This window comes from Paenibacillus sp. JT31N17 (genome assembly GCF_056269255.1).
On sequence record NZ_JBWDNP010000009.1, the window covers coordinates 54,696 to 76,928 of the forward strand.

The following is a 22,233-nucleotide window of genomic DNA, read 5'->3' on the forward strand; positions in this document are numbered from 1 at the left end:
CTTTATTTTTGTATACAGGAGGATGTATTTCATGTCATTAATAAATGTTACCAACCTGACGTTCGCCTATGATGGCAGCTACGACAACATATTTGAAAACGTCAATTTTCAAATCGATACCGATTGGAAATTAGGGTTTACGGGACGAAACGGCAGAGGCAAGACGACTTTTCTTCATTTGCTGCTTGGCAAATATGAATACAACGGAAATATTTCTGCTAATGTCAGTTTTGAATATTTTCCATTCCATGTCCAAAACAAGGAAAACAATACCCTTGATGTAATCAACGACATTTTTCCGGATTATCTACACTGGGAGTTAATGCGTGAGCTTTCCTTGCTGAAGGTTTCTGAGGATGTTTTATACCGGCCCTTCGATTCACTATCGAGCGGAGAGCAAACGAAAGTGCTGCTGGCTGCATTGTTCCTGAAGGAAAACAGTTTCCTGTTAATTGATGAGCCAACCAACCATCTTGACATGGATGCAAGAAAACTTGTCAGTGATTATCTCAAAACCAAAAGCGGATTTATTCTGGTTTCTCACGACAGATCATTTCTTGATAACTGCGTGGACCATATACTTTCGATCAATAAAACCAACGTAGAAATTCAAAAAGGGAATTTCACCGATTGGTGGGAAAATAAAAAGCGGCAGGATAACTTTGAGCTTGCAGAGAACGATAAACTGAAAAAAGACATCAAGCACTTGTCAGAATCCGCCAAACGAACGGGCAATTGGTCACATGAGGTGGAGAAGACAAAAAACGGAACACGAAATTCCGGTTCCAAGGTAGATAAAGGGTATATTGGCCACAAGGCTGCTAAAATGATGAAACGCTCCAAATCGATGGAGCAAAGGCAGCAATCTGCCATTGATGAAAAGTCCAAGCTTCTGAGAAATATCGAGAGCTCGGAGAGCTTAAAGATTTCGCAGCTTGCTTTTCACAAAAACCAGCTTGCCGAGCTTGAAAATGTATCGATCTACTACGGTGAGAAGGTGGTTTGCGCCGATATAAGCTTTACGATTGAGCAAGGCGACCGAATTGCCCTTTCAGGTAAAAACGGCTCCGGAAAATCAAGCCTTATCAAGCTTGTTTACGGCGAGGATATCAACTATACGGGTACTTTCAGAAAGGGCAGTCAGCTGAAAATATCCTACGTTTCACAGGACACATCCCATCTTCAGGGCAATTTATCTGATTATGCTGCCAGGAACGGGATTGAGGAGAGCCTTTTTAAATCGATTTTAAGAAAGCTTGATTTTTCCCGGGTTCAATTTGAAAAGGATATTTCCGCTTTTAGCGGCGGCCAAAAAAAGAAGGTGCTGATTGCCAAAAGTCTTTGTGAGAAGGTTCATTTGCATATTTGGGATGAACCGCTTAATTTTATTGATATTATTTCCCGCATGCAAATTGAAGAGCTGCTGCTTGAGTACTCGCCAACCATTCTTTTTGTGGAGCATGACAGTGAATTTTGCAAAAATATTGCTACAAAGACTATTGAACTCTAATGTGACTTGGATGGACATTAAGTTTCTATGAAGCTTGACTATGGTGAGGATTCATGTTAGGTTGTTGACATATTTAGTCAATGCAACTATAAAAGGAGGATGAACGCGATGATTGAGGTTGTAGATGTTTATGTGGACCTGTCATTTAACATGATCGTTGGCATGGTTCACAAAATAACGATGCAGCTACCGGAGCTTTATCCTTCTATATATAGATTCACTACGCGATGACATCGATATTCGCCTGGTGTTTTTAGTCGTATAGTCTGGTTAATGTAAAGCGCAAAAAACACCGGGTCTGCTGGTGTTTTTTTGCGCTTTTTCTCCGTGCAAGAGGGAGAAAATAATGAAGCCAAAATCAAAATATGAAAAGATTCAGCAAATAATAGCCGCTCTGAAACAGCCGGGCTACAGATATCTTCAAATCACTGACGCTATTTTCAAGCAAAGAATCGGTGAATTTGAGCAAATGACCATGATACCCAAGTTTGTGCGTGACGAATTGATCCATGAGCTTGGAAATCAGGTATCCAGCGTCACGCCGTTAATCGAGCAATCGTCAAACCAGGTCAGCAAGATTTTGTTCGGTATAGCCGGCGGCGAGCGTATCGAGGCAGTCCGATTAAGTTATAAACGCGGTTGGGAATCGTATTGCATTTCGTCCCAGTGTGGATGCGGGTTTGGCTGCAGCTTCTGTGCTACAGGAACGATCGGCTTGAAAAGAAATCTGACAACCGATGAAATAACCGGCCAGCTGCTGCACTTTCACTTGAATGGCCATACCCTGGACAGTGTCTCTTTTATGGGAATGGGGGAGGCGCTTGCAAATCCTCATCTGTTTGACGCACTGGCAATACTGACCGATCCGCAACTATTTGGATTAGGCCATCGCAGAATTACGGTTTCTACAATCGGTCTGCTGCCGGGAATACACAGACTGAGGAAGGACTTCCCGCAGGTCAACCTGACCTTTTCGCTGCATTCGCCTTTCGACAAGCAAAGAAGCGGGCTGATGCCCATCAATGACCGTTTTCCATTGCAAGAAGTGATGGATGCGTTGGACAATCATATCCAGCATACGGGAAGAAAGGTGTACATTGCGTATATATTGCTCAGGGGAATCAACGATTCAACAGAGCATGCGGAAGCCGTTGCTGAGCTGCTGCGCGGAAGGGGGGTATGGGAGCATCTTTATCATGTTAACCTGATACCGTACAATTCGACCGATGAGACATCCCAAAGCTACAGCCAATCTGACCGGAACAGTGTCAATATGTTCGTTCAGATCCTGAAGTCAAGGGGAATCAATGTCACGGTCAGAACCCAATTTGGATCAGATATTAATGCAGCCTGCGGGCAGCTCTATGGATCAAATTAATCCATCCCGAATCTCGTTAAAAACCATTTCAGGATGAAAGGCTGTTCAACTGAAGCGGATAGTCTGAAAGCAACGTATGCTGCATAAGGCTGTCCGCTTTTTTTTAAACGATAAAGAATTTATCCGCTGCTTTGCCTATATTTCTAAGGGAGGGAACTTGCTGTGCCGCCACAGGACGGCGACTGCAGCTTCTTCTTGTCCGGCAAAATGATGAATATATTTAAAGACGACCGCCTTGCTCAATGACGCAAGCAGAGGGCGTCGAAGGTCGCCCGGCAGCTGCATGCCAGTATTATTATAAGCATCGTAAAATGCATAGAAAAAAAATGTTTACAAGCGTATAAAGGTGACCTATACTAAAATCAATTCCCACTGAAAACGCTTTTATGGTATCGATACCAACTTCCTATCCATCTCTTCTTTTCAACCTGAATCTAAGGTAAAATGTTCTTATATTGCTCTATATGGTATCGATACCATATAGAATGATTAACAATTCGATAATACGGAGGCATCTATGAACCACTCTAATTTTAACGGCAGTATCAGCCGGGAAGCTCTGGAACGATATCTCTCCAGAGCGATTACGGCCGCAGATCTGGTCAACAGCGAGACATTGGACGATGACTTGAGAATGATCAGGAACATCGGAGCCAAGTTTCTCGGCCGCGCTTCCGGTGTATGGACGCTGGAGCCCGATGATGAAGCGCATTTCAGAAAGTCCAGGACACTGGCGGAACGCGTACACGAGGTTGATCCGGACATTATGCTGCAGACATGCATTTTTGAGGCCATATTCAAAGGGGTAGAAAACATTGAAATACCGGAGTGGGTGTTCAAGGCATTCCAGCTGCCGGTTGAACGCCGGACATTCCGTTTTGCAGATATGTTATTTGATGGGAAGCCGCATGGATACGTCTGGGACGATAACGGCGGAATACCGAATATAGACAAGCAGGAGACGAGACTGTGGTTCTTCTATAGGGCCGCGAGCTATATCGATGCCGGTTTCGAGGCCATTCATATGGGACAGATTCACCTGTACACCGCCGAGGATACCGGATTCACGAAAACAATGGCGTTATTCGAAAAAATACGGGACTATGCCAAATCCAACGCGAGACGCGGCATTGTGCTGCTCGACGCGCATACGCACGGGGTGAATGTGAAGGGCAGACTTCTGTTTGATTTCCACTCCATGCCGTATTCGCGGATGCCGATCCTCGATACGCCGGGCGACAAGCTGGCGCTGGTGCAGGAAGGATTCAGCGAAGGCGGGTTAACGCCAAGCGGCTGGAGCTGCGATGCATTGCCGGTGATAATGGAGCTCGACAACTGGGGCGGACAATTCTTCGATGAGAAGGAAGGCATTCCTGACGAACGCCGGGCATGGATGGAATGGTGGGGTTATGATCAGATCTCATGGTTTGCTTCACAGGATGAAGAGAGCCGCAACCGGTTTCTCGAATATGCCCTGAAATGGACGGCTGTGAACAATACCAACGCGTATTTGCAAATGCCCGTGCGAAGGACACTGGGCAGCTGCCGGATCCGGATGACCGCTTGGGGTACGGGAGAAGAGAGCTCAAGCAGCTGCTATCAGGCTAATACGCCAGGTGAAGGATGTCCGCTCGGTTTTGGACAGGAAGAGACGATTAGACGACTGTGGCAATCGGAATCCGACCTGCGGCAGAGGGCTGGCAACCCGTTGCCAAACACTTCCTATGGAGCCGAGGACAGCTATGACCCGGAAACCGGCATCAAGCTGCCTGCCCGCGTCATCCTGTTCGGCAGCTTCCAGCATCATCTGGGAGCGATCAACCACGACTCCAACAGTGAAACAACACGGATGTACTACGTTGGGGACGGCATCTATAAACGCTCCTTCGTCTTTCCATTCCGGGGATCCTTCGAATATGCGGTTGCGCCATACGGAACGCTGTCCCAGCTCTATTCGATCGACACTTATCCGCGCAGCGGATCGGAAACCCGGTCAACACTGGAAATCGAACGCGAGAATACTGTTGTAACATTCGTGTTCAATTTCCACAGCCGCAGCCTTACAGCCCATGTGATCTAAGATATAACCAGCTGCCGCTTTTTTTGGTATCGATTCCAGTATCCTTCTATCCTGTCGGACTGCGTAATTTACTTTATTGGGGAGGTGTTGTCCATGAAGGGTTAAAGCGTTTGTCCCATCCTGGGGGAGTCAACGATAGAGACGGAAGGATACGGATTTCGATCAGAATAATGACAGATTCACAAAAGCCGGGCAGCTGCTTAGCGTTATGAAATCGCTACCATGCCAAGGCGGACGAAAAAAGGGACGGTGATCAACCATGCAAACCGGGCTGCCGGTTAGGGGCAGAAGAAAAGCGGAGATGAAGATGCAGTCGAAGCTGATGAAACGAATCTTTGAGCATAGAATTCTATACTTCATGCTGCTGCCTTGTATCGCGTTCTTCATTATCTTCTCCTACATCCCGATGGGCGGCGTTATTCTGGCCTTCAAGGAGTACCAATTCAATAAGGGGATTCTGGGAAGTCCATGGGTCGGGTTCACTTACTTCAAATCCTTCTTCGACAACTATCAAAGTGGAGCCCTGATCCGCAATACCCTTATTATAAGCTGCGTCAAAATGTTCCTGGGCTTGCCGTTTCCCATCCTTCTCGCACTCATGTTCAACGAAATACGGAGCAAGCGGTTCCGGGGCATCACGCAGAGCATCGCTTATCTGCCGCATTTCCTTTCCTGGGTTATCGTGATCGGCTTGATGCAGCGCGTGTTCGCTCCGGATACCGGCATTGTCAACGAAGTGATCAAATATTTCGGCGGAGAGGGCAGCACTTTCTTCATGATGGAAAGCAGCTATTTCTATCCGCTCATGTTCGGCAGCCATATCTGGCAGAGCATCGGCTGGGATTCGATCATTTATCTGGCTGCCATTGCCGGCATCAGCCCGGAGCAGTACGAAGCAGCCAAGATAGATGGAGCCAACAAATGGCATGAAATCTGGCATATTACGCTGCCGGGCATACGTCTGACGATTGCGATCCTGTTCATTCTCGGGTTGGGCAGCATTCTGCAGGCGGGCTTCGACCAGATTTATCTCATGAGAACGCCGGGCAATATGGAAGTGGCGGATATCCTCGATACATATATTATCCGGGTTGGTCTGCAAAATGGACAATACGGCTATGCCACGGCAGTTGGTCTCATGCAGGGGGTAATCGGACTGATTCTCGTTATTTCAGCCAATCGTGCCTCCAAAAAATTTCTTGACGAATCGATATGGTAGCGATACCATTCCGAATCATCATAAAAAAATGACAGAAAAGAGGATGAGTATGCTTACAAAATGGGGCAAATGGATTGCATTGCCGCTGACGGCCGTCATACTGCTGGCCGGCTGTACGGACAAGGCAAAGCCGGCAAACAATGAGGGTCAAACGGCCGAGAACAATGCCGGGAAGCCGGCGACATGGATTGCCGACCGGACGGTAACGGGGCTGCTGTTCATCGACAGCGACGATGTGAGCAAAGACATCAATCCGGACATTGCGAAGGTCATCAAAGAGAAGACCGGCATTACCCTCAAGCTGGAAGCCGTAAATGCGAGCAGCGCGGTTGACGGGATGATTGCCGGATTCGCTTCCGGCGATTTGCCGGACTTTATCGTCTCCTACCTGGACAACAGCGCCCGTCCGGAAATGCCGGTCCTTGCGAAGGCAGCCAAGGAAGGCGTTCTCACCGACCTGACGCCCCTGATGAAAAACACCGAGGTTTACAAGAATTATCTGGAAGACGACTACTTGCCGCTGGATACGAAATATGGAATCATGTTCCGCCCCGAGTTCAATGGCTCGAGCTACTTCATCCATATGCGCATAGCCAAGGGCGAGCCCCATGACGGCCTCAAATTTTTCGGCGGTCCCTTTATCCGGAAAGATATCGCCGATGCGCTTGGCATCGACCCGCGCACGATTACGACGACTGATCAAGTTTACGAGCTGGCACAGAAAATCAAAGCCGGCAATTTCAAGGATGCAAACGGAAAGGCTGTCATTCCGGTCGGTCCGCAGTACTGGGGGAATGGCAACCATGAGGTCGGCACGCTCTTCCGGGATGTTACCTGGGGCAAGGTTGACCAGAAGTTTTATAAGGACAAGGACGGCAAGATCATTCACGAAAGCCAGACCGATTATATGATGAAACGCATCGAGCTGGTTCAGAAGATGCTGGGCGAGAAGCTGATGGCGCCCGATTATTACGCCATGGAAGGCAGCAAGGCGACAGAAGGCGCGATCAACGGGTCGTTCGGCATCATCAGCGAAATGCACAATAACCTGGACTTCAATAAAGATATGACCTATCTTCCGCTTGGACCGATCAATTACGTCGACGGTCCGTTCCAGATGACGAGGACGTACAAGGAAGGTTCCTTCATATGGGCGATTCCGAGCACGACGAAAAAACCGCAAGAGGTGATGGACTTCGCCGATTTCCTTGCAAGCCGCGAAGGCAAGCTGCTTTGGCAATACGGCCTTGAAGGCAGAGACTATACGCTTGATGACAAGGGCAATCCGGTTGTAAAGCAGGAGGTACTCGACTTGAAGGCAAAGGATCCGGAAGCGGCCAAGGCCTTGGGGTTTGAGGGAGCGGGAAACAACTGGGGGCAATACCTGGGCTTGACCGACGCCAATCGGTTCGATGACTTCGGCGAGGCGGAATACGGATTGTCGGTTATGCCGAATCTCTACGAGTCGCAAAATAAAATCGCGGATTACTGGGGCTATGACGAGAAGAAGAAACAGGAGGTCGTGGTCGATGGCTACCGTCCGCTCTCATTTATCAACGAATTCCCTTCGGGAACCGATCTGCAGACGGCGCTGGACAACTACAATGACAGCATGATCCGTGCTTTCTATGCGAAAGGCATGGATAAAGCCAGGGAAATCATGGACTCGGCAGCGAAGCAGCTGAAGGCGGCCGGACTGGAAGATTACGAGAAGCTGCTGGATCAAAAAGATTCCGATCCGAAAACAAAGCTCATTTTGCAGTAACCGGTTCATCATAAAAGCCTAAAGAGGGCTGCGTTCCTGTCCGGGCAACGCCGGGAACGCAGCCGATCGCATGAGGAGGGAAAGACGTGGGCAACGAATTTTACAAGCTCACAACCGGAGAGAAGCTGTTCAAGTTCGTCAATTACGCGCTGATCATTCTCCTGTGCCTGTCAATTGTGCTTCCTTTCTTCAACATTCTGGCGCTTTCCTTTAATGCGGGCAAAGATGCGGAACGCGGAGGCATCTCATTCTGGCCGCGGGTCTGGACGCTTGAGAACTACCAGGAGGTATTCACCTCCGCGAACATCGGCAGGGCTTTTGCCATCTCCCTGTTCCGGACGGTGCTGGGTACAGCAGCGGGCGTTTTCCTGACGGCCATGGCGGCGTACGCCCTGAAGAGCAGGACGCTGCCGGGCGTGAGATTTATCACGCTGATGATTTTCTTCACCATGCTGTTCTCCGGTGGAATTATTCCGTATTATATGCTGCTCAGCAGTCTGCATCTGACAAATACGATATGGGTTTATGTCATCCCCAGCTTGTACAGCGCATGGAATATCATCATTATGCGGACGTTCTTTCAGCAGATCGGCATAAGTCTCGAAGAAGCGGCCAGAATTGACGGCTGCAACGATTTCAGCATATTTTGGCGCATCATCCTGCCCCTCAGCAAGCCGGTTCTTGCCACGATTTCCCTATTTACGGCGGTGGGCCACTGGAATGATTGGTTTACGGGCTCTTTCTTCGTACGAAAAGCCGATCTCCGGCCGTTATCCACCCTGCTGCAGGAGATGCTGACCAAACAGGATGCGATCCGTGAATATTTGATGACGGCGGCGGGATCCAATCAACAGGATTTGCTTGCCAAAATCCAGCTTACGGGCGATTCGCTCAAGATGGCGACCATTATGGTCGTCGTTGCGCCTATCATTTGCGTGTATCCGTTTATTCAAAAGTATTTTGCCAAAGGCGCAATGATTGGTTCCATAAAGGAATAATCTGGAGTAAAATATAGTTTGTTTGTCAGTAGTGCTTAGACGGGAAGGATGAGAGGGTTGAAACCGAAAATCAAGGATGTCGCCAAGCAGGCTGGAGTATCGACCACGACGGTCTCAAGAGTGCTGAACGGTGAAAAATATGTCAAGGATGATCTGAAAGCAAAGGTGCAGCGCGTTATTGACGAGCTGGGCTATTCACCTAGCCATATCGCCAGAAGCCTTGTCCGCCAGAAGACAAACCTGATCGGGATCATCGTTCCGGATCTGACTTCGAGCTTCTACGCCACCATTCTGAGCAGCGTCGAACAGACGGCGAGCAAAGCGGGCTACTTTCTGCTCGTATGCGATATTCATGAGGACACCGGCAAAGAATTGAAATATTTGAACATATTCAAGGAAATGCGCGTGGAAGGGATCGTCATCATGCACGAGAAGCTGGACGACGAGATCCGCGCGTTCCTCGACAAGCTGGATATACCCGTTATTTTTTCCAGCGTCCGACCGGCGGACCAGAAGTTTATGTCGGTCATAATCGACGATTACAGCGCGGCATACGAGGCGACCTGCTATCTGATCGGCCTTGGCCATGAGCGGATTGCTTTTATCGGAGGCGATATGCGGGACGTAACGTCAGGGCAAAGCAGATATGCCGGATACCGGAAAGCTCTGGAAGACAACCATATTCCCATTGAGGACGATTACATCCGGTTCGGCGATTACAAGCCGCAGAGCGGCTACGAGCGGATGAAGGAGCTGCTGGCGAGCCGCGTCCGTCCGACGGCGGTATTCGCGGTCAGCGATGATATGGCGGCAGGCGCGATGAACTGTATCAACGACCATTTGCTCTCGGTCCCTGACGATATTTCCGTGATCGGATTTGACGGTTCTCAATTGACCGAGCTGGTAAGACCGCGATTGTCTTCCATGGAGCAGCCGATTGAGGAAATGGGCAAGGTGACGGTTCTTTCCCTGATCGACTTCATGACGCAACAACAAACGGGCTTCAAGAAGGATCTGATTTTAAAGCACCGCCTGGTTGTCCGGGACAGCTGCAGACCCGTCGTCAAACAGCAAGAGACATGAAAAACTGGGGTCATACAAAGACCTGGAGTGGAAGAGGGAGAGTGCAGTGAAAAAATTCGATGCGGTTGTGATCGGCGATGCCAATATCGACCTGGTAGTAGTGGGATGCAATGAAATCCCCCAGCCGGGGCAGGAAATATTCGTGGACAATATGATGATGCACGTTGGCGGGGGAGCTGCATTGTTCTCCATCTCCTTCGCCAAGCTCGGCATGAAGGTTGCTTTCAACGGGATTCTCGGAGATGATGGCTACGGACACTTTATCAGAGATCAGTTCGTTCAGTATGGTATCGATACCAGCTTATTGGGAACCAGTCAAATTTACAATACCGGCGTTACGATCGCCATCAATCCACAGGTGGACCGGTCGTTCATCACTTACGCAGGCTCGAACCAGGAGCTCGACGTCGGCAAGCTTGATCTCGACCGGATTACGGAGGGCAAGCACGTTCATTTGACCTGCTATAAAGGAACGCGCAACCATGCTGCGGTCATTGCGCTGGCAAGGGCGCTGAAGGCGAAGGGCGTAACGCTGTCCTGCGACGTTGGCTGGGACGATACGGGCGAATGGAATAAGGGCGTATTTGAGCTGATGACCTATATGGATGTTTTTCTGATGAACGAGACCGAAGCGCTGCACTATACGGGTCTTGAACAGGTTGAAGACAGCCTGGAGCATATGGCGGCATTCAGCAATCATATTGTAGTCAAGCTCGGACCCAAGGGCGCGATTGCACATAAGGACGGGATCAGAATGCACCGTCCCGCATATCCGGTAACAGCGGTAGATACCACGGGTGCGGGAGACTCGTTCAACGCCGGGTATTTGTACGGATACCTTAACGGGCTGGACACGGGCACCTGTCTCAGCTATGGCAATTCATGCGGTGCGCTTTCGGTCGCTGCTTACGGAGGAAGCGGGGGGGCGCCCGACCGGGCGGAGCTGGAGGCTTTCATCCGCGCAAACCAGGATCATTCGGTAAACCAGGAGGTCTCGTCATGAAGCTGACATTGATAGGCGGAGGGGGTGTGCGGGCTGTTCTTTTCACAAAAAGTCTGACGCTCAAAGCCGAGGCTGCCGGAATTACCGAGCTGACGCTGCACGATACAGATGAAGAGCAGCTCGGCATTATCGGCAAGCTGTGCCGGATCGTGATCGACAGGAGCGGCACCGCACTGAAGCTGACGATGACGACCGACAGCCGGCAGGCGATTCGCGGTGCCGATTATATCGTAACGACCGTCCGTGTCGGCAAAGAGCAGTCCCGTTACACCGATGAGCGGATTGCGCTGAAGCACGGCGTCATCGGGCAGGAGACGACCGGTCCGGCCGGTTTCTCGATGGCCATCCGGACGATTCCCGTGTTGATGGAGTATTGTGAAATTGCCAAACAGCTTGCTCCGCACGCCTGGATCTTCAACTTCTCCAACCCTTCCGGGCTTGTAACCCAGGCGCTGCGAAGTGCCGGTTGCGACCGGGTTATCGGCATCTGCGATACGCCCAGCCATACCAAACTGCGAATGGCGGAAACCCTCGGAGTCGATCCGCGGGAGCTGCATGTTGAGTTTTTCGGGCTGAATCATCTGTCATGGATGAGCAAGGCTGTGTACCGCGGCCGGGATCTGCTGCCGGAGCTGAAGAACGATATCGGGTTCACAAGCCGGGTCAGCGAATTTGCGATGTTCGATCCCGATCTGCTGCATACGCTGCCGTATTTGCCCAACGAATATTTGTACTATTACTATCATCGCGAGAAGGCTTTTGCGAATATCCGGGACGCGGAGATGACGCGGGGCGGAATGATTGCCGAGAACAACAGAGCCATGCTGGAGCAGCTTCGCCACATGGATATCGGGGCTGATCCCGACGCCGCCATTCAAACTTATTTGTACTATACGCAGAAACGGGAAGCGTCTTATATGGCAATCGAGACCAATTCGCAAGCCAGGGCCATTCCCGCGGCAGAGAAGCTGGAGCTGCCGGATTCGCTGGGCTATGCCGGCGTCATGCTGGATTTTGTCGAATCGCTTCAGACGGGGAGAGAGAATAATATCGTATTGTCGGTGCCGAATGAAGGCGCTATCGAGGGATTCGCAGACGACGATGTAGTGGAGATTTCCTGTACGATCACGAAGGATGGGGCGAGGCCCGTGTTCATAGGATCGGTACCGGAGGATATGACGCTGCTGATGAAAAACGTGAAGCTGTTCGAGCGGCTGACTGTCGAAGCTGTGGCCAGGCGCTCGCGCGAGCTGGCGGTTCAGGCGCTCACCGTTCATCCGCTGGTCAACTCGTACTCGCTTGCAAAGGGGCTTGTCGGGGATTATATGGAGGCTTATCGGGACCTTCTGGGCGACTGGACTTAAAGCGCAGGTGGAATTCTGATTGGAATAACGGCGCAGCCGGCAGTCGCGGAATACGAACATGGAAAATAAGTGTTGCAAGAATATTCGAAAGATAGTATTTTGGTCTTGTCAAATTGTTCATGCTCCCGGGATCCTTCACAAAGGCCGGGAGCTTTTTCTTTTTTGGCCTCACATCAGTCTGACCCCTGTCAAATGCAGCCAAGGGATAGAGGCGTGCTGCCGGCTTCACTGCCTGCCCGGCCCGTCTCTACAGCCAAATCCCGGAATGGAGATGATTAAATTCCCGCTTGTCCCCGTCAGCAAACTGGTGTCAGCGTTAGAGGAGGGAGCGCATGAATGTTTAGCAAGATCAAGTTGAAGTCTCAGCTGCTGATTCTGATATGCATATCCATCGGCATTATTATCATGCTCCAGGCGGTATCGCTAAGCTGGTTTGACTCGATCAACAGAAGAAACTATTCGGAATTTCTGAAAGAAGCCTCAAACCAATTAGTTTCGAAAGCGGTTACATTTACAACGGATATTAACAATATTGCCAATATCACCTCTTATAACAATATTACCTACCAATTTATAAACACCCAGCGTATCGATGAGCTGCTCAAATTCAGCAATGACATGCAGCTCATGATCGAATCCATCATGCTCTCCAACAGGAGTATCAGCGGCATTATTATTAGTGATCTCGATATGATCAATATCGGCGCCAATCGAAGCGAGGACTTCCGGGTGCTGAATGAAATCAAGAGACGCTTCAATAACGGCACTATCCAGTTAGAGCAGCCTACCCATTATTTGCTGAACGACCGCGAGAACGGCAGAGCATTTTATGTATGTATAACAAAGTCGTTCATCTCGGAGGCAACAAACGACAAGTTTATTACCGTCGTCATTTATAATGCGGACAGCTTCATCAGCACCGTCTCAAGCCTGCAGCCCAATTATAATTCGCTGTTCATTATTGCAGATGCCGAAGATAACATTGTGGCCTCCAACCACAAGCAGTTGAAGCAGAAGGACATGGAGCTGATCCGCGCCGCGTTGGCCGACAAGAAGACGGCCAGCCTCGACGGAGGATTTAACGGCAGTAAAAATTCACTGGTATACCAAAGATCGGTCAGCAATTTGAACTGGCGGGTTATCGGGATTATTCCGAATGTCGAGATTGACAAGGATCTGTTCGCGCTGAAGCAGTTTGCGCTCCTCATGGGAGTTGTGATTGTCATCGTCCTGACGGGATTCGGACTTGCGATAAATAAAAGCATTGCCACGCCGATCATAAAAATGGCCCGCTTCATGAATTCGATCGGGCACAGGTACAGCAGTCAGCGGCTGACCATCCATACGGCCAATGAAATAAGCCTGCTGGCCAGAGCGCTGAATAAAATGCTGGATAATATCGATACGATGACCGGAGCGGTGGTAACCTCGCAGGAGAAGCTGTATAAAGCGGAGCTGGCCAAGAAGAATGCGCAGTTCTCGGCTTTCCAGAGTCAGGTCAATCCGCATTTTCTGTACAACACGCTGGATTGCATCCGAGGTATTGCTTTAACCCGGGAGGTGCCGGAGATTATCGAAATTACTACCGCCATGGCGAAGATCTTCCGGTACAGCATCAAGGAAAACAACGATGTGCGGGTAGGAGATGAAATCGGCTGTATCAAGGAGTACTTTAAAATCATTCAGATCCGCCAGAGGAACCGGTTTACGATCATCTATGAGGTAGATGAAGCGATTATGGACTGCATCATCCCAAAGATGATTTTGCAGCCCATTGTGGAGAATGCCGTATTCCACGGACTCGAGCAGAAGAAGGGAGCAGGGACTCTGATTATACGAGGGCATGCGGACGGCAGCGGCACGATCCGGTTTACTATCGAGGATGACGGAAAAGGAATGTCCGCGGAGGTGCTGGAGCAGATAAGAAGCAGCTTCTTTGAAAAAGACATGCTGGATGAGATGCCTGCCGCCATGAAAAAGAAAAGCATCGGCATTATTAACATCGACAGGAGGATTAAATTGTTGTATGGCACTCGTTACGGACTGTCGATCAATAGCATCCAGCTGGAGGGGACCAAAGTGGTGATCGAGCTGCCTGCCAAAACCGAAAACCGAAATCTGTCCAATAGTTCCGAAAACCGTACATTTTAATGCTGCCCGGATTGGATTAGATTGTTAATAAAGCGGTTTCATACGTTGATGGCATGACCATAGATGAATGGAGGTGACAAGTATAGGTGTATCCGTTACGTGCAGGCAGCGAAAAGCGCATCTTGAAGAATAAATGGGATAAACGAAAAGGATTGTACTACAAATACCGCTATGTCTATCTTTTAGTCATGCCCGGATTAATCTATTTCCTGATTTTTAAAATTGCGCCGATGTGGGGCCTGATTATCGCCTTCAAGGATTACAGTCCCTTCGCAGGGATATGGGGCAGTCCGTGGGTTGGTTTTAAATATTTTGCAGATTTCTTTTCCAGCGCTTATTTTTATATGATGTTCCGCAATACGCTGGTCATCAGCCTGATGAATATTATTTTCTACTTCCCGGCTCCCATTATTCTTGCACTGCTCATCAATGAAATTCGCTCCGCCAAGTTCAAACGGCTGAATCAAACCATTATTTATATGCCCCATTTTCTATCCTGGGTAGTGATTACAGGGATTACCTTCTTCATGCTCAGCTCCGATATCGGGCTGGTGAACAAGTTTATTGTACATGCGGGCGGCGAGCCCGTGGCCTTCCTTTCCAATCCGAAGCTTTTCTGGTGGGTGCTGCTGGTTCAGAACACCTGGAAGGAGGTTGGATGGGGAACGATCCTCTTTCTGGCGGCTATCACACAGATCGACCCCTCCCAGTACGAAGCGGCGACCATTGACGGGGCTTCCCGCATGCAGAGGCTGCTGAGGATTACGCTGCCATCGATACTGCCCACCATTATCGTGCTCTTTATTCTGAGGCTCGGGCAGGTCATGGATGTAGGCTTCGAGCAGGTGCTGCTGATGGGCAATCCGTTCGTAAGAGACGTTGCGGAAGTATTTGATACTTATTCGTACAATCAGGGGATCAATCAAGGGAATTTCAGCATTGCGGTAACAGTCGGCATATTCAAGAGCCTCGCCGGACTCATCATGGTCATCATCTCCAACCGCATTGTCAAAAGAATGGGGCATACCGGTATCTATTGAAAAGCGATAATGGATTTGAAGGAGATGAGGTGATATGCATTCCAAAAAAATGTCGGTTGCGGATGTCGTCATTTATATCGTGTCCGGCCTGATCTCATTGATTTGTATCGCTCCCTTTTTCTACATTGTCAGCGTGTCGTTAACCGATCCATCGATCTATGTGCCGTTTAAGCTGTATATTATCCCGGAAAAATTATCGCTCGCATCCTATTCGTATATTCTCTCGACGTCGAATTTCATCAATTCGGTGAAGAACACCCTGTTCATAACGGTAGTGGGAACGGCGCTCAATATTGCGTTTACCTACACGATGGCCTATGCGCTGACGAAGAAGGAGATGCCGCACCGGAATTTGTTCATGGGCATTGTTATTTTCACACTGCTGTTCAGCGCGGGGATTATTCCGAATTATCTGCTGATCAAAAATCTTGGATTAATGAACAGTCTCTGGTCGCTGATTCTCCCGGTGCTGACGAACTCATGGAGCCTGATCGTCGCCAAGAGCTTCATCGATGCCCTGCCGGAGGAGCTTGAGGACTCCGCGAAGATCGACGGGTGCACCGAGATCGGGACGTTCTTCCGCATTATTATTCCGCTGTCCAAGGCCTCCATCGCCACCCTTACGCTCTTCTTCGCGGTCGGCCATTGGAATACCTATTTCAGTGCGCTTATCTATCTGACCGACTCCCAGAAAACTACGCTGCAGCTTTACGTCAAATCCATCCTGGTCGACGCTTCGACAAGCGGCGCGGGCAGCACCGGTTCGGTGGATATGCTGAATCTTCCTTCCGAGACGGTGCGGATGGCGACAGTGGTGCTGGCCATGCTGCCGATTATGGCGGTATATCCTTTCGTGCAGCGGTATTTCATTAAAGGTGTCATGCTTGGCTCTATCAAGGGCTGAGTTCGATATGAATTTCATCTCAAGTATGAAGGGAGAAAACGAAATGGGGAAGAAGCGGCAAAGGTTATTGCTTGTGACATGCATCACGATTACGTTGTCCATCCTGGCGGCCTGCAGCTCGACATCGACGAACACGCCAAGCGCCCCGGACAACAACCCGAAGGAAACGAATGCGCCAGGCTCGGCAGCGGAGAACGGCGGGCAGGAGGCTCCGCTCGTGCTCAAAGGAATGGCCAATCTCTACCAGCAGGCGCCTGCCAAGGACAGCGACTTCTGGAAGAGCATGGAGAAGGAGTTTAATGTGGATTACTCGGTGGACTGGGTACCGGCGGACAATTATCAGCAGAAGCTGGATCTGGTGCTGGCATCGGGCGACATACCCGATATTATGCAGGTCACCAGCATTACGGCGCCAAGTGTATTGAAAGCGGTTAAAGCAGGCGCATTCTGGGATTTGACCACGGAATTAGGCGATTTTAGCAAGTATCCGAACTTCAAGCAGTACACCAATCAGAATGCCTGGGTGCTCAGCAAGGTGAACGGGGAGAATTATTTTATCCCGCGGACCCGCGGAAATCTCGATTCCGCCCTGTTTATCCGGCAGGACTGGCTCGATAAGTTGAATCTGCAGGTACCGACCACCATCGAAGAGTTCGAGAATGTGATGAAGATTATTGGACAGAGCGATCCGGACGGCAACGGGAAGATCGATACGATCGGCACGATACCGGTTTCGGGCTTCTTCGCAGCCGCCTTCGGCACGCGAGATCCCTTTCGGGACAGCAACGGCGGCATCATCCATGCGAATTTAACCTCTAATTATGCGGACTATGTTCAGTACATGAGAGAGCTCTATGCGGACGGGGCCATTCCCAAGGAATTTGCTCTGATCAACGGCACGCAGCAGCAGGAGATGTTCACGACAGGCCGTTCGGCTGCTTTTGTCAAGAACGCCTGGCATAAATACGATATGGAGCAGGATCTGCAGAAAACCCAGCCGGGAGCGAAGCTGACGCTGATTCCTTATCTGAAAGGGCCCAAGGGCTACGCGCACATCTACGATCTGGGTTACTTCGGCGGGATGGTGATCTCCAAGAAAGTGGACGAGAAGAAAATGCAGCGGATTTTGCAATTTTTCAATGCGACGACGGACGAGAAATATTATAATTTCGTCAATTTCGGAATTGAAGGCGTCAACTACACCATGCAGGATGGCTTCCCTTCGCTGACTGATCTGGGCAAGAAAGAAGTCAACAGCTCGTTTAACGCGCCGTTTATTTTCTCCACAGCCGAATTCGCCAAAGTCGACAGCCCACTTGCCCCGATGTCCTACAATCTGCAGACCCGGGAAGAGATGAAGGCGCTTTACGATATCGATGCAAAGGTGGAGCTGTTCAATGTGCTGCAATCCGATTCGTGGAGCAGCGCATGGTCCAGAGTGCAGGATGAGTTTGAATCCATGGAGGCAAAGGCAATCACCGGCGCGATTTCCATGGATGAATTCAGGGCCTATCAAGAGAAATTGCTGCAGGATCCCGATGTAATCAAGTCCGCATCCGAATTTGCCGCCAGCTACGATCAATTCTTCCCGGACGGACAAAAATAAAAACAGACAGGAGAAATGCGTTATGTATATCAAAGAAGTAGCATCCAGCCTCTATCCGTGGGACCTCGCCGACGAAGGAGTCGAGACCTGCGTGAACAATGTAATGGAACACAGCCTTGTCAACAGTGTCTATCTGGTAGGCATCATGCATAAGGAGAAGAGACCGCTCACCAGCCTGTTCTACACGCATAATCCGAAGCGGAAATTCTATCTGCCCGAGGACAGCCGCATTTATTACAGAATGGATGAGACTAATTTTGCGGATACACCGCTGAAGCCGCTGTATTCGACGAGGGATTTTCTGAAGGAGAAAGACTGGCTTGACGAGCTTACCGCATACGGAAGAAAAAATAACCTGAAAACCGGGGCCGAAATTTCCCATACTTTCTATGATTGCGAGAAAGCGAAGACCGATTTTCCCGATGTGCTGCAAAAAAATATACACGGCGGCATTATTGAACGCCATTTCTGCTGCAATAACGACCATGTCAAAGCCTACATGAAAGCTATCTTTTACGATACGGTCAAGAATCATGATATCGATTTTATCCAGACCTGCATGATGCTGTTCGCGACAGGCGAACCCGTCAAAGCCCCCTGGTTCATGGAGAACGATCCCGAGAACAAGGTCGGCTCCCTGCTCGGCGTGCTGAAAGGCGGATGCTTCTGCGGCCACTGCAAGGCAAAAGCCATCCATATGGGCTACGATTGGGATAAGATCGTGAGCGACTTGAAGGAACTGGAGCGTTTTGTACATGCAAGCGCCTATAACAACCTCGATGCGGTCATGGACGCTCATGTGCTGATGGGAAGCGATTTGCTGGAAACAGGCCTGCTGCTTGAATATCCGTCCCTCTATCAATTCCTGGAGTTCAGGATGAAGTCCATTGCGGCTCTGTTCACCGAAATTAACGCATCGATTAAATCAGCCAACAAAAATGCCGATTTCCGCTACAACAATTACCTGAAGTATCCCGAGCTTGCCGGACTCGATTTCGCTTCGGTGAAGGACAGTCTGGATTCGGTGCGGGATTCCGATTATACGGAGCAGTACGGCGCTCCCGACAATTTCAAGAGAAAAAAGAATACGATCCTCAAGATCAGACGCGGCATCGGCTACGACAAGGATCTGATCGCGGCATTCGCCCCAAGACCGAACGCGACGCCGGAGCTGGTGCGGGAAAGCATCAAGATTCTGAGTACGCTCGGCGTCGACGGGCTGTCGCTGGGACACTATGACGGCGCAACCTTCGAGCTGCTGGATGCGGTGAAGCAGGGCATGCAGGAGGCGGGAATCGAAATCAGAAAATAAATTGGGGGGTGCATATGTATAGCGTTCTGTTGGTTGACGATGAGATATGGTCCCTGGAAGGAATAAGAAAGCTGTTTGACTGGGAGAAACAAGGCTTTACAGTGACAGCTCAGGTAACCGATGCGTCAGAAGCTTACGATCTCATATGCAGCACCAAACCGGATGTCGTATTTACCGATATCCGAATGCCTGAGATATCGGGCATTGAACTGCTTACCAAGACGAGAAAGGCTGGAATACAAAGTGAATTTGTGATCGTAAGCGGCTTTGCCGAATTCGAATATGCGCAGGAAGCGCTGCGTCGAGGCGCTTTCGACTATCAGCTCAAGCCAATCGATCCGGATGAAGCCGGCCTGCTGCTTCAGAAGCTGAAGGAGCAGCTCGATCAGAATCTGGAGCAGGAGCGGAGCGCCGGTGCGAACATGATGAAAGAGCTGACTTCCGGTTCGGGCAGCCCGCTGGAGGTATTGAAGACAAGAGGTTTTACGCCGAAGGGGGAATACTGGCAGGTTATCATGGTTTCAGGGAAATCGCCCGATGACAACGGCAAGCTGCCGCCATTCATTACGTCTGTCCATCATCTTGCCGTTGCGGTCGGGGATGCCAGGACCCTGCTGATCCTCAATGGCGACAGGCTGGAGGATGAAGAGGAGCTGATCCCGATTATGGACAGCTGGGCCAGGGGGATAAGCAGGTATGTCGGAATCAGCAGCGCCGCGGATGACATCGGGAATCTGGGAAGGCTGATCAAAGAGGCTGATATGGCGGCATCCCATTACTTTGTCGGCGGGCAGCCGGGTGCCGTCAAATTCACCGCAGCCGGCAGCGCCGGACTCGATAAAGTGGTCAGGAAGACGGAAAGATTGATGCTGGCTAAAAACGATGAGGAGATCAGCTCAATCATGGAGAGTCTTCCCCGTCTCTTCCGGGATGAGAATTATGGCATCTATCACGCCGCCTGCTTATGGAATCAGTTCGCCGTCATGATCAGCCAGAAGCAGGAATGCGGCCAGGCTGCCGCTGTCAATGATTTTCTTGACTATGAGGAGTTGGTCAGCCGGTTTGGGAGCCTGTCCTCCCTGTGCGCTGCCATTGCGGGTATGATCAGAAACGTCTGCCATCCGGCGGAAGCGCCGGACCGTCATACGAGCTACAACGGCAACTTTATGGCGCTGCTTGAGCATGTGAATCAAAATTATGCCAAGGAGCTTTCGCTAAGCGAGCTGGCCGACAAATTCTTCCTGAACATGAGCTACTGCAGCGAGCTGTTCAAAAAAGCGACCGGCTATACATTCCGTTACTATGTAACAAAGCTGCGGATGGAGACGGCTGCAGAGCTGATTCAATCCGGCAAATATTCGGTCGACAGGATCAGCGATATGACGGGTTATCACGATTACTATTATTTTTGTAAAATTTTCAAAAGATTCTACGGGATTACGCCGTCCAAGTTTAATGCGAAATAGACCTTGAGGAGTCAATGGGCCAAGAAAATCCAGATCATCCATCGGAGGTAATCGGCATGTATTGGAAGGAACTGACAACCGGAATTTATCCATGGGATATGCACGACGAAGGGATTGAAAATATCTTAGATAATTTACAAAACCATGCAGGCAACAACGCAGCGTATATGCTCGCCGTCATGCATCATGAGAAACGTCCGCTTCATGACAATTATTATCATCACAACCCCGTGCGCAAGCGCTATCTGGCCGAGGATAGCCGGAGCTATTTCACCATTCACCCGGAATCGTACACAAATTCCCGGATCAAGCCGCTGCCAAGCGAGCGCGAATTTCTGCAGGGAACGGATTGGCTGGAAATCTTCACTACGGCGCTTCGCAAACGGGGGATGAGCCCCGGAGCCGAAATTTCCCATACGCCGCTTGATTCTGTGCGGGGAGCGGGAGAGTTCGCCGACTGCATCCAGCGCGACATCTACGGAAATCCGCCGGGCCACGGCTATTTCTCGAACCAGCAGCTTTGCTGGAACAGCCCGGATGCCAGGGCGTACATGTGTGCGATTGCGACCGACCTGGTCACCCATTACGATATCGACATGATTCAGACATGCTCGTTCCTGCTCAATCAAGGGCAGCTATCCATCCATCCCTTCCTTGGCGTTACGCTTGGCGGCTGCTTCTGTGAGAACTGCGGGCGGGAAGCCCGCAAGGCGGGGCTGGACTGGGACAAAATCAGGGCCACGGTCCGGCATTATGCGGATATTATGAAAAGAGCGACCCTGGAGGCGAATGAAGATTGGCTTCTGCTGCAGAGGGGCAGCTCGTCAGCGGTCATGTTCCTGCTGGAAAGCCCGGAGCTGTACCAATGGCTTAAATTCCGCTGCGATTCGATTACCCGCTACTTCAAGGAATTATCGGAGGCCATCCATGCCGCCAACGCGAAGGTCGACTTCCGCTTCAACACCTGCTGGCCAGAGGCTGAATTCATCGGACAGGATCTGACGCAGATCGGCAAATATGTGGATTCGATCCGGATCATGGACTATGCCGAGCAGACCGGCGATGAAGAGCGTGTGCTGAACAAAGGCAGATGGCTTGCCAATGTCAGACGTCAGGTGGGCGAGGAGAAGATCATCATCGACAGCATCGCTCCCCGCGCCAAGGCAACCCCGGACCTGATCCGCAAAGGAATACGCACGGTTGCGCTGGGCGGGGCAGACGGTCTGGCGTACGGCTTTTACGATGGCGCAACGATAGAAAGACTGGAGGCGATCAAAGCGGGGATGGCCGATTGCGAAATCAAGCTCAGGTGAGGGCGGACGATTCGGCCCGTTAAAGTAAAAGGCGACAACCG

At 50.3% G+C, this 22,233-nt stretch carries 16 protein-coding genes; all 16 read left to right on the top strand.

The window, feature by feature from the left end; all coding sequences use genetic code 11:
• The first annotated feature begins 31 nt into the window (after positions 1-31).
• Complete coding sequence (locus AC0YOB_RS24585; protein ID WP_475795162.1) at positions 32-1,510, top strand: Lsa family ABC-F type ribosomal protection protein; 1,479 nt, start codon at positions 32-34, stop codon at positions 1,508-1,510.
• A 346-nt stretch (positions 1,511-1,856) separates the two neighbouring features.
• Positions 1,857-2,888 (top strand): Cfr family 23S rRNA (adenine(2503)-C(8))-methyltransferase, encoded by a 1,032-nt coding sequence (locus tag AC0YOB_RS24590; RefSeq protein WP_475795001.1) that lies wholly within the window; start codon positions 1,857-1,859, stop codon positions 2,886-2,888.
• Positions 2,889-3,405: 517 nt separating this feature from the next.
• Positions 3,406-4,968, top strand: a complete 1,563-nt coding sequence (locus AC0YOB_RS24595) for a hypothetical protein (protein WP_475795002.1) — start codon at positions 3,406-3,408, stop codon at positions 4,966-4,968.
• 301 nt (positions 4,969-5,269) lie between these two features.
• Entirely contained in the window at positions 5,270-6,187 is a 918-nt protein-coding gene (locus tag AC0YOB_RS24600; RefSeq protein WP_475795003.1) for an ABC transporter permease, read from the top strand.
• Positions 6,188-6,236: 49 nt separating this feature from the next.
• Positions 6,237-7,952, top strand: a complete 1,716-nt coding sequence (locus tag AC0YOB_RS24605) for an extracellular solute-binding protein (protein WP_475795004.1) — start codon at positions 6,237-6,239, stop codon at positions 7,950-7,952.
• Between the two features lie 86 nt (positions 7,953-8,038).
• Positions 8,039-8,950 (top strand): carbohydrate ABC transporter permease, encoded by a 912-nt coding sequence (locus AC0YOB_RS24610; protein WP_210040828.1) that lies wholly within the window; start codon positions 8,039-8,041, stop codon positions 8,948-8,950.
• A 57-nt stretch (positions 8,951-9,007) separates the two neighbouring features.
• Complete coding sequence (locus AC0YOB_RS24615) at positions 9,008-10,033, top strand: LacI family DNA-binding transcriptional regulator (RefSeq protein ID WP_475795005.1); 1,026 nt, start codon at positions 9,008-9,010, stop codon at positions 10,031-10,033.
• A gap of 46 nt (positions 10,034-10,079) precedes the next feature.
• Positions 10,080-11,036 (top strand): carbohydrate kinase family protein, encoded by a 957-nt coding sequence (locus tag AC0YOB_RS24620; RefSeq protein ID WP_475795006.1) that lies wholly within the window; start codon positions 10,080-10,082, stop codon positions 11,034-11,036.
• On the top strand, positions 11,033-12,400 hold the full coding sequence (locus AC0YOB_RS24625; RefSeq protein WP_475795007.1) for a family 4 glycosyl hydrolase: 1,368 nt from the start codon (positions 11,033-11,035) through the stop codon (positions 12,398-12,400). The genes AC0YOB_RS24620 and AC0YOB_RS24625 overlap by 4 nt, the downstream gene beginning before the upstream one ends.
• A 336-nt stretch (positions 12,401-12,736) precedes the next feature.
• Complete coding sequence (locus AC0YOB_RS24630) at positions 12,737-14,551, top strand: sensor histidine kinase (protein WP_475795008.1); 1,815 nt, start codon at positions 12,737-12,739, stop codon at positions 14,549-14,551.
• Positions 14,552-14,637: 86 nt separating this feature from the next.
• Entirely contained in the window at positions 14,638-15,591 is a 954-nt protein-coding gene (locus AC0YOB_RS24635) for an ABC transporter permease (protein ID WP_475795009.1), read from the top strand.
• 34 nt (positions 15,592-15,625) lie between these two features.
• The gene (locus tag AC0YOB_RS24640; RefSeq protein ID WP_210040838.1) at positions 15,626-16,495 is read left to right on the top strand and encodes a carbohydrate ABC transporter permease; all 870 of its coding nucleotides are present in this window, start codon (positions 15,626-15,628) and stop codon (positions 16,493-16,495) included.
• Between the two features lie 43 nt (positions 16,496-16,538).
• A complete protein-coding gene (locus AC0YOB_RS24645; RefSeq protein ID WP_475795010.1) occupies positions 16,539-18,101 on the top strand; it encodes an extracellular solute-binding protein in 1,563 nt (520 codons plus the stop codon).
• 22 nt (positions 18,102-18,123) lie between these two features.
• Positions 18,124-19,413 carry a hypothetical protein gene (locus tag AC0YOB_RS24650; RefSeq protein WP_475795011.1) on the top strand — a complete coding sequence of 430 codons (1,290 nt, stop codon included), beginning with the start codon at positions 18,124-18,126 and terminating at the stop codon, positions 19,411-19,413.
• Positions 19,414-19,427: 14 nt separating this feature from the next.
• Positions 19,428-20,879 carry a response regulator gene (locus AC0YOB_RS24655; RefSeq protein ID WP_475795012.1) on the top strand — a complete coding sequence of 484 codons (1,452 nt, stop codon included), beginning with the start codon at positions 19,428-19,430 and terminating at the stop codon, positions 20,877-20,879.
• Between the two features lie 56 nt (positions 20,880-20,935).
• Positions 20,936-22,192, top strand: a complete 1,257-nt coding sequence (locus tag AC0YOB_RS24660) for a hypothetical protein (protein ID WP_475795013.1) — start codon at positions 20,936-20,938, stop codon at positions 22,190-22,192.
• Positions 22,193-22,233: the final 41 nt, after the last annotated feature.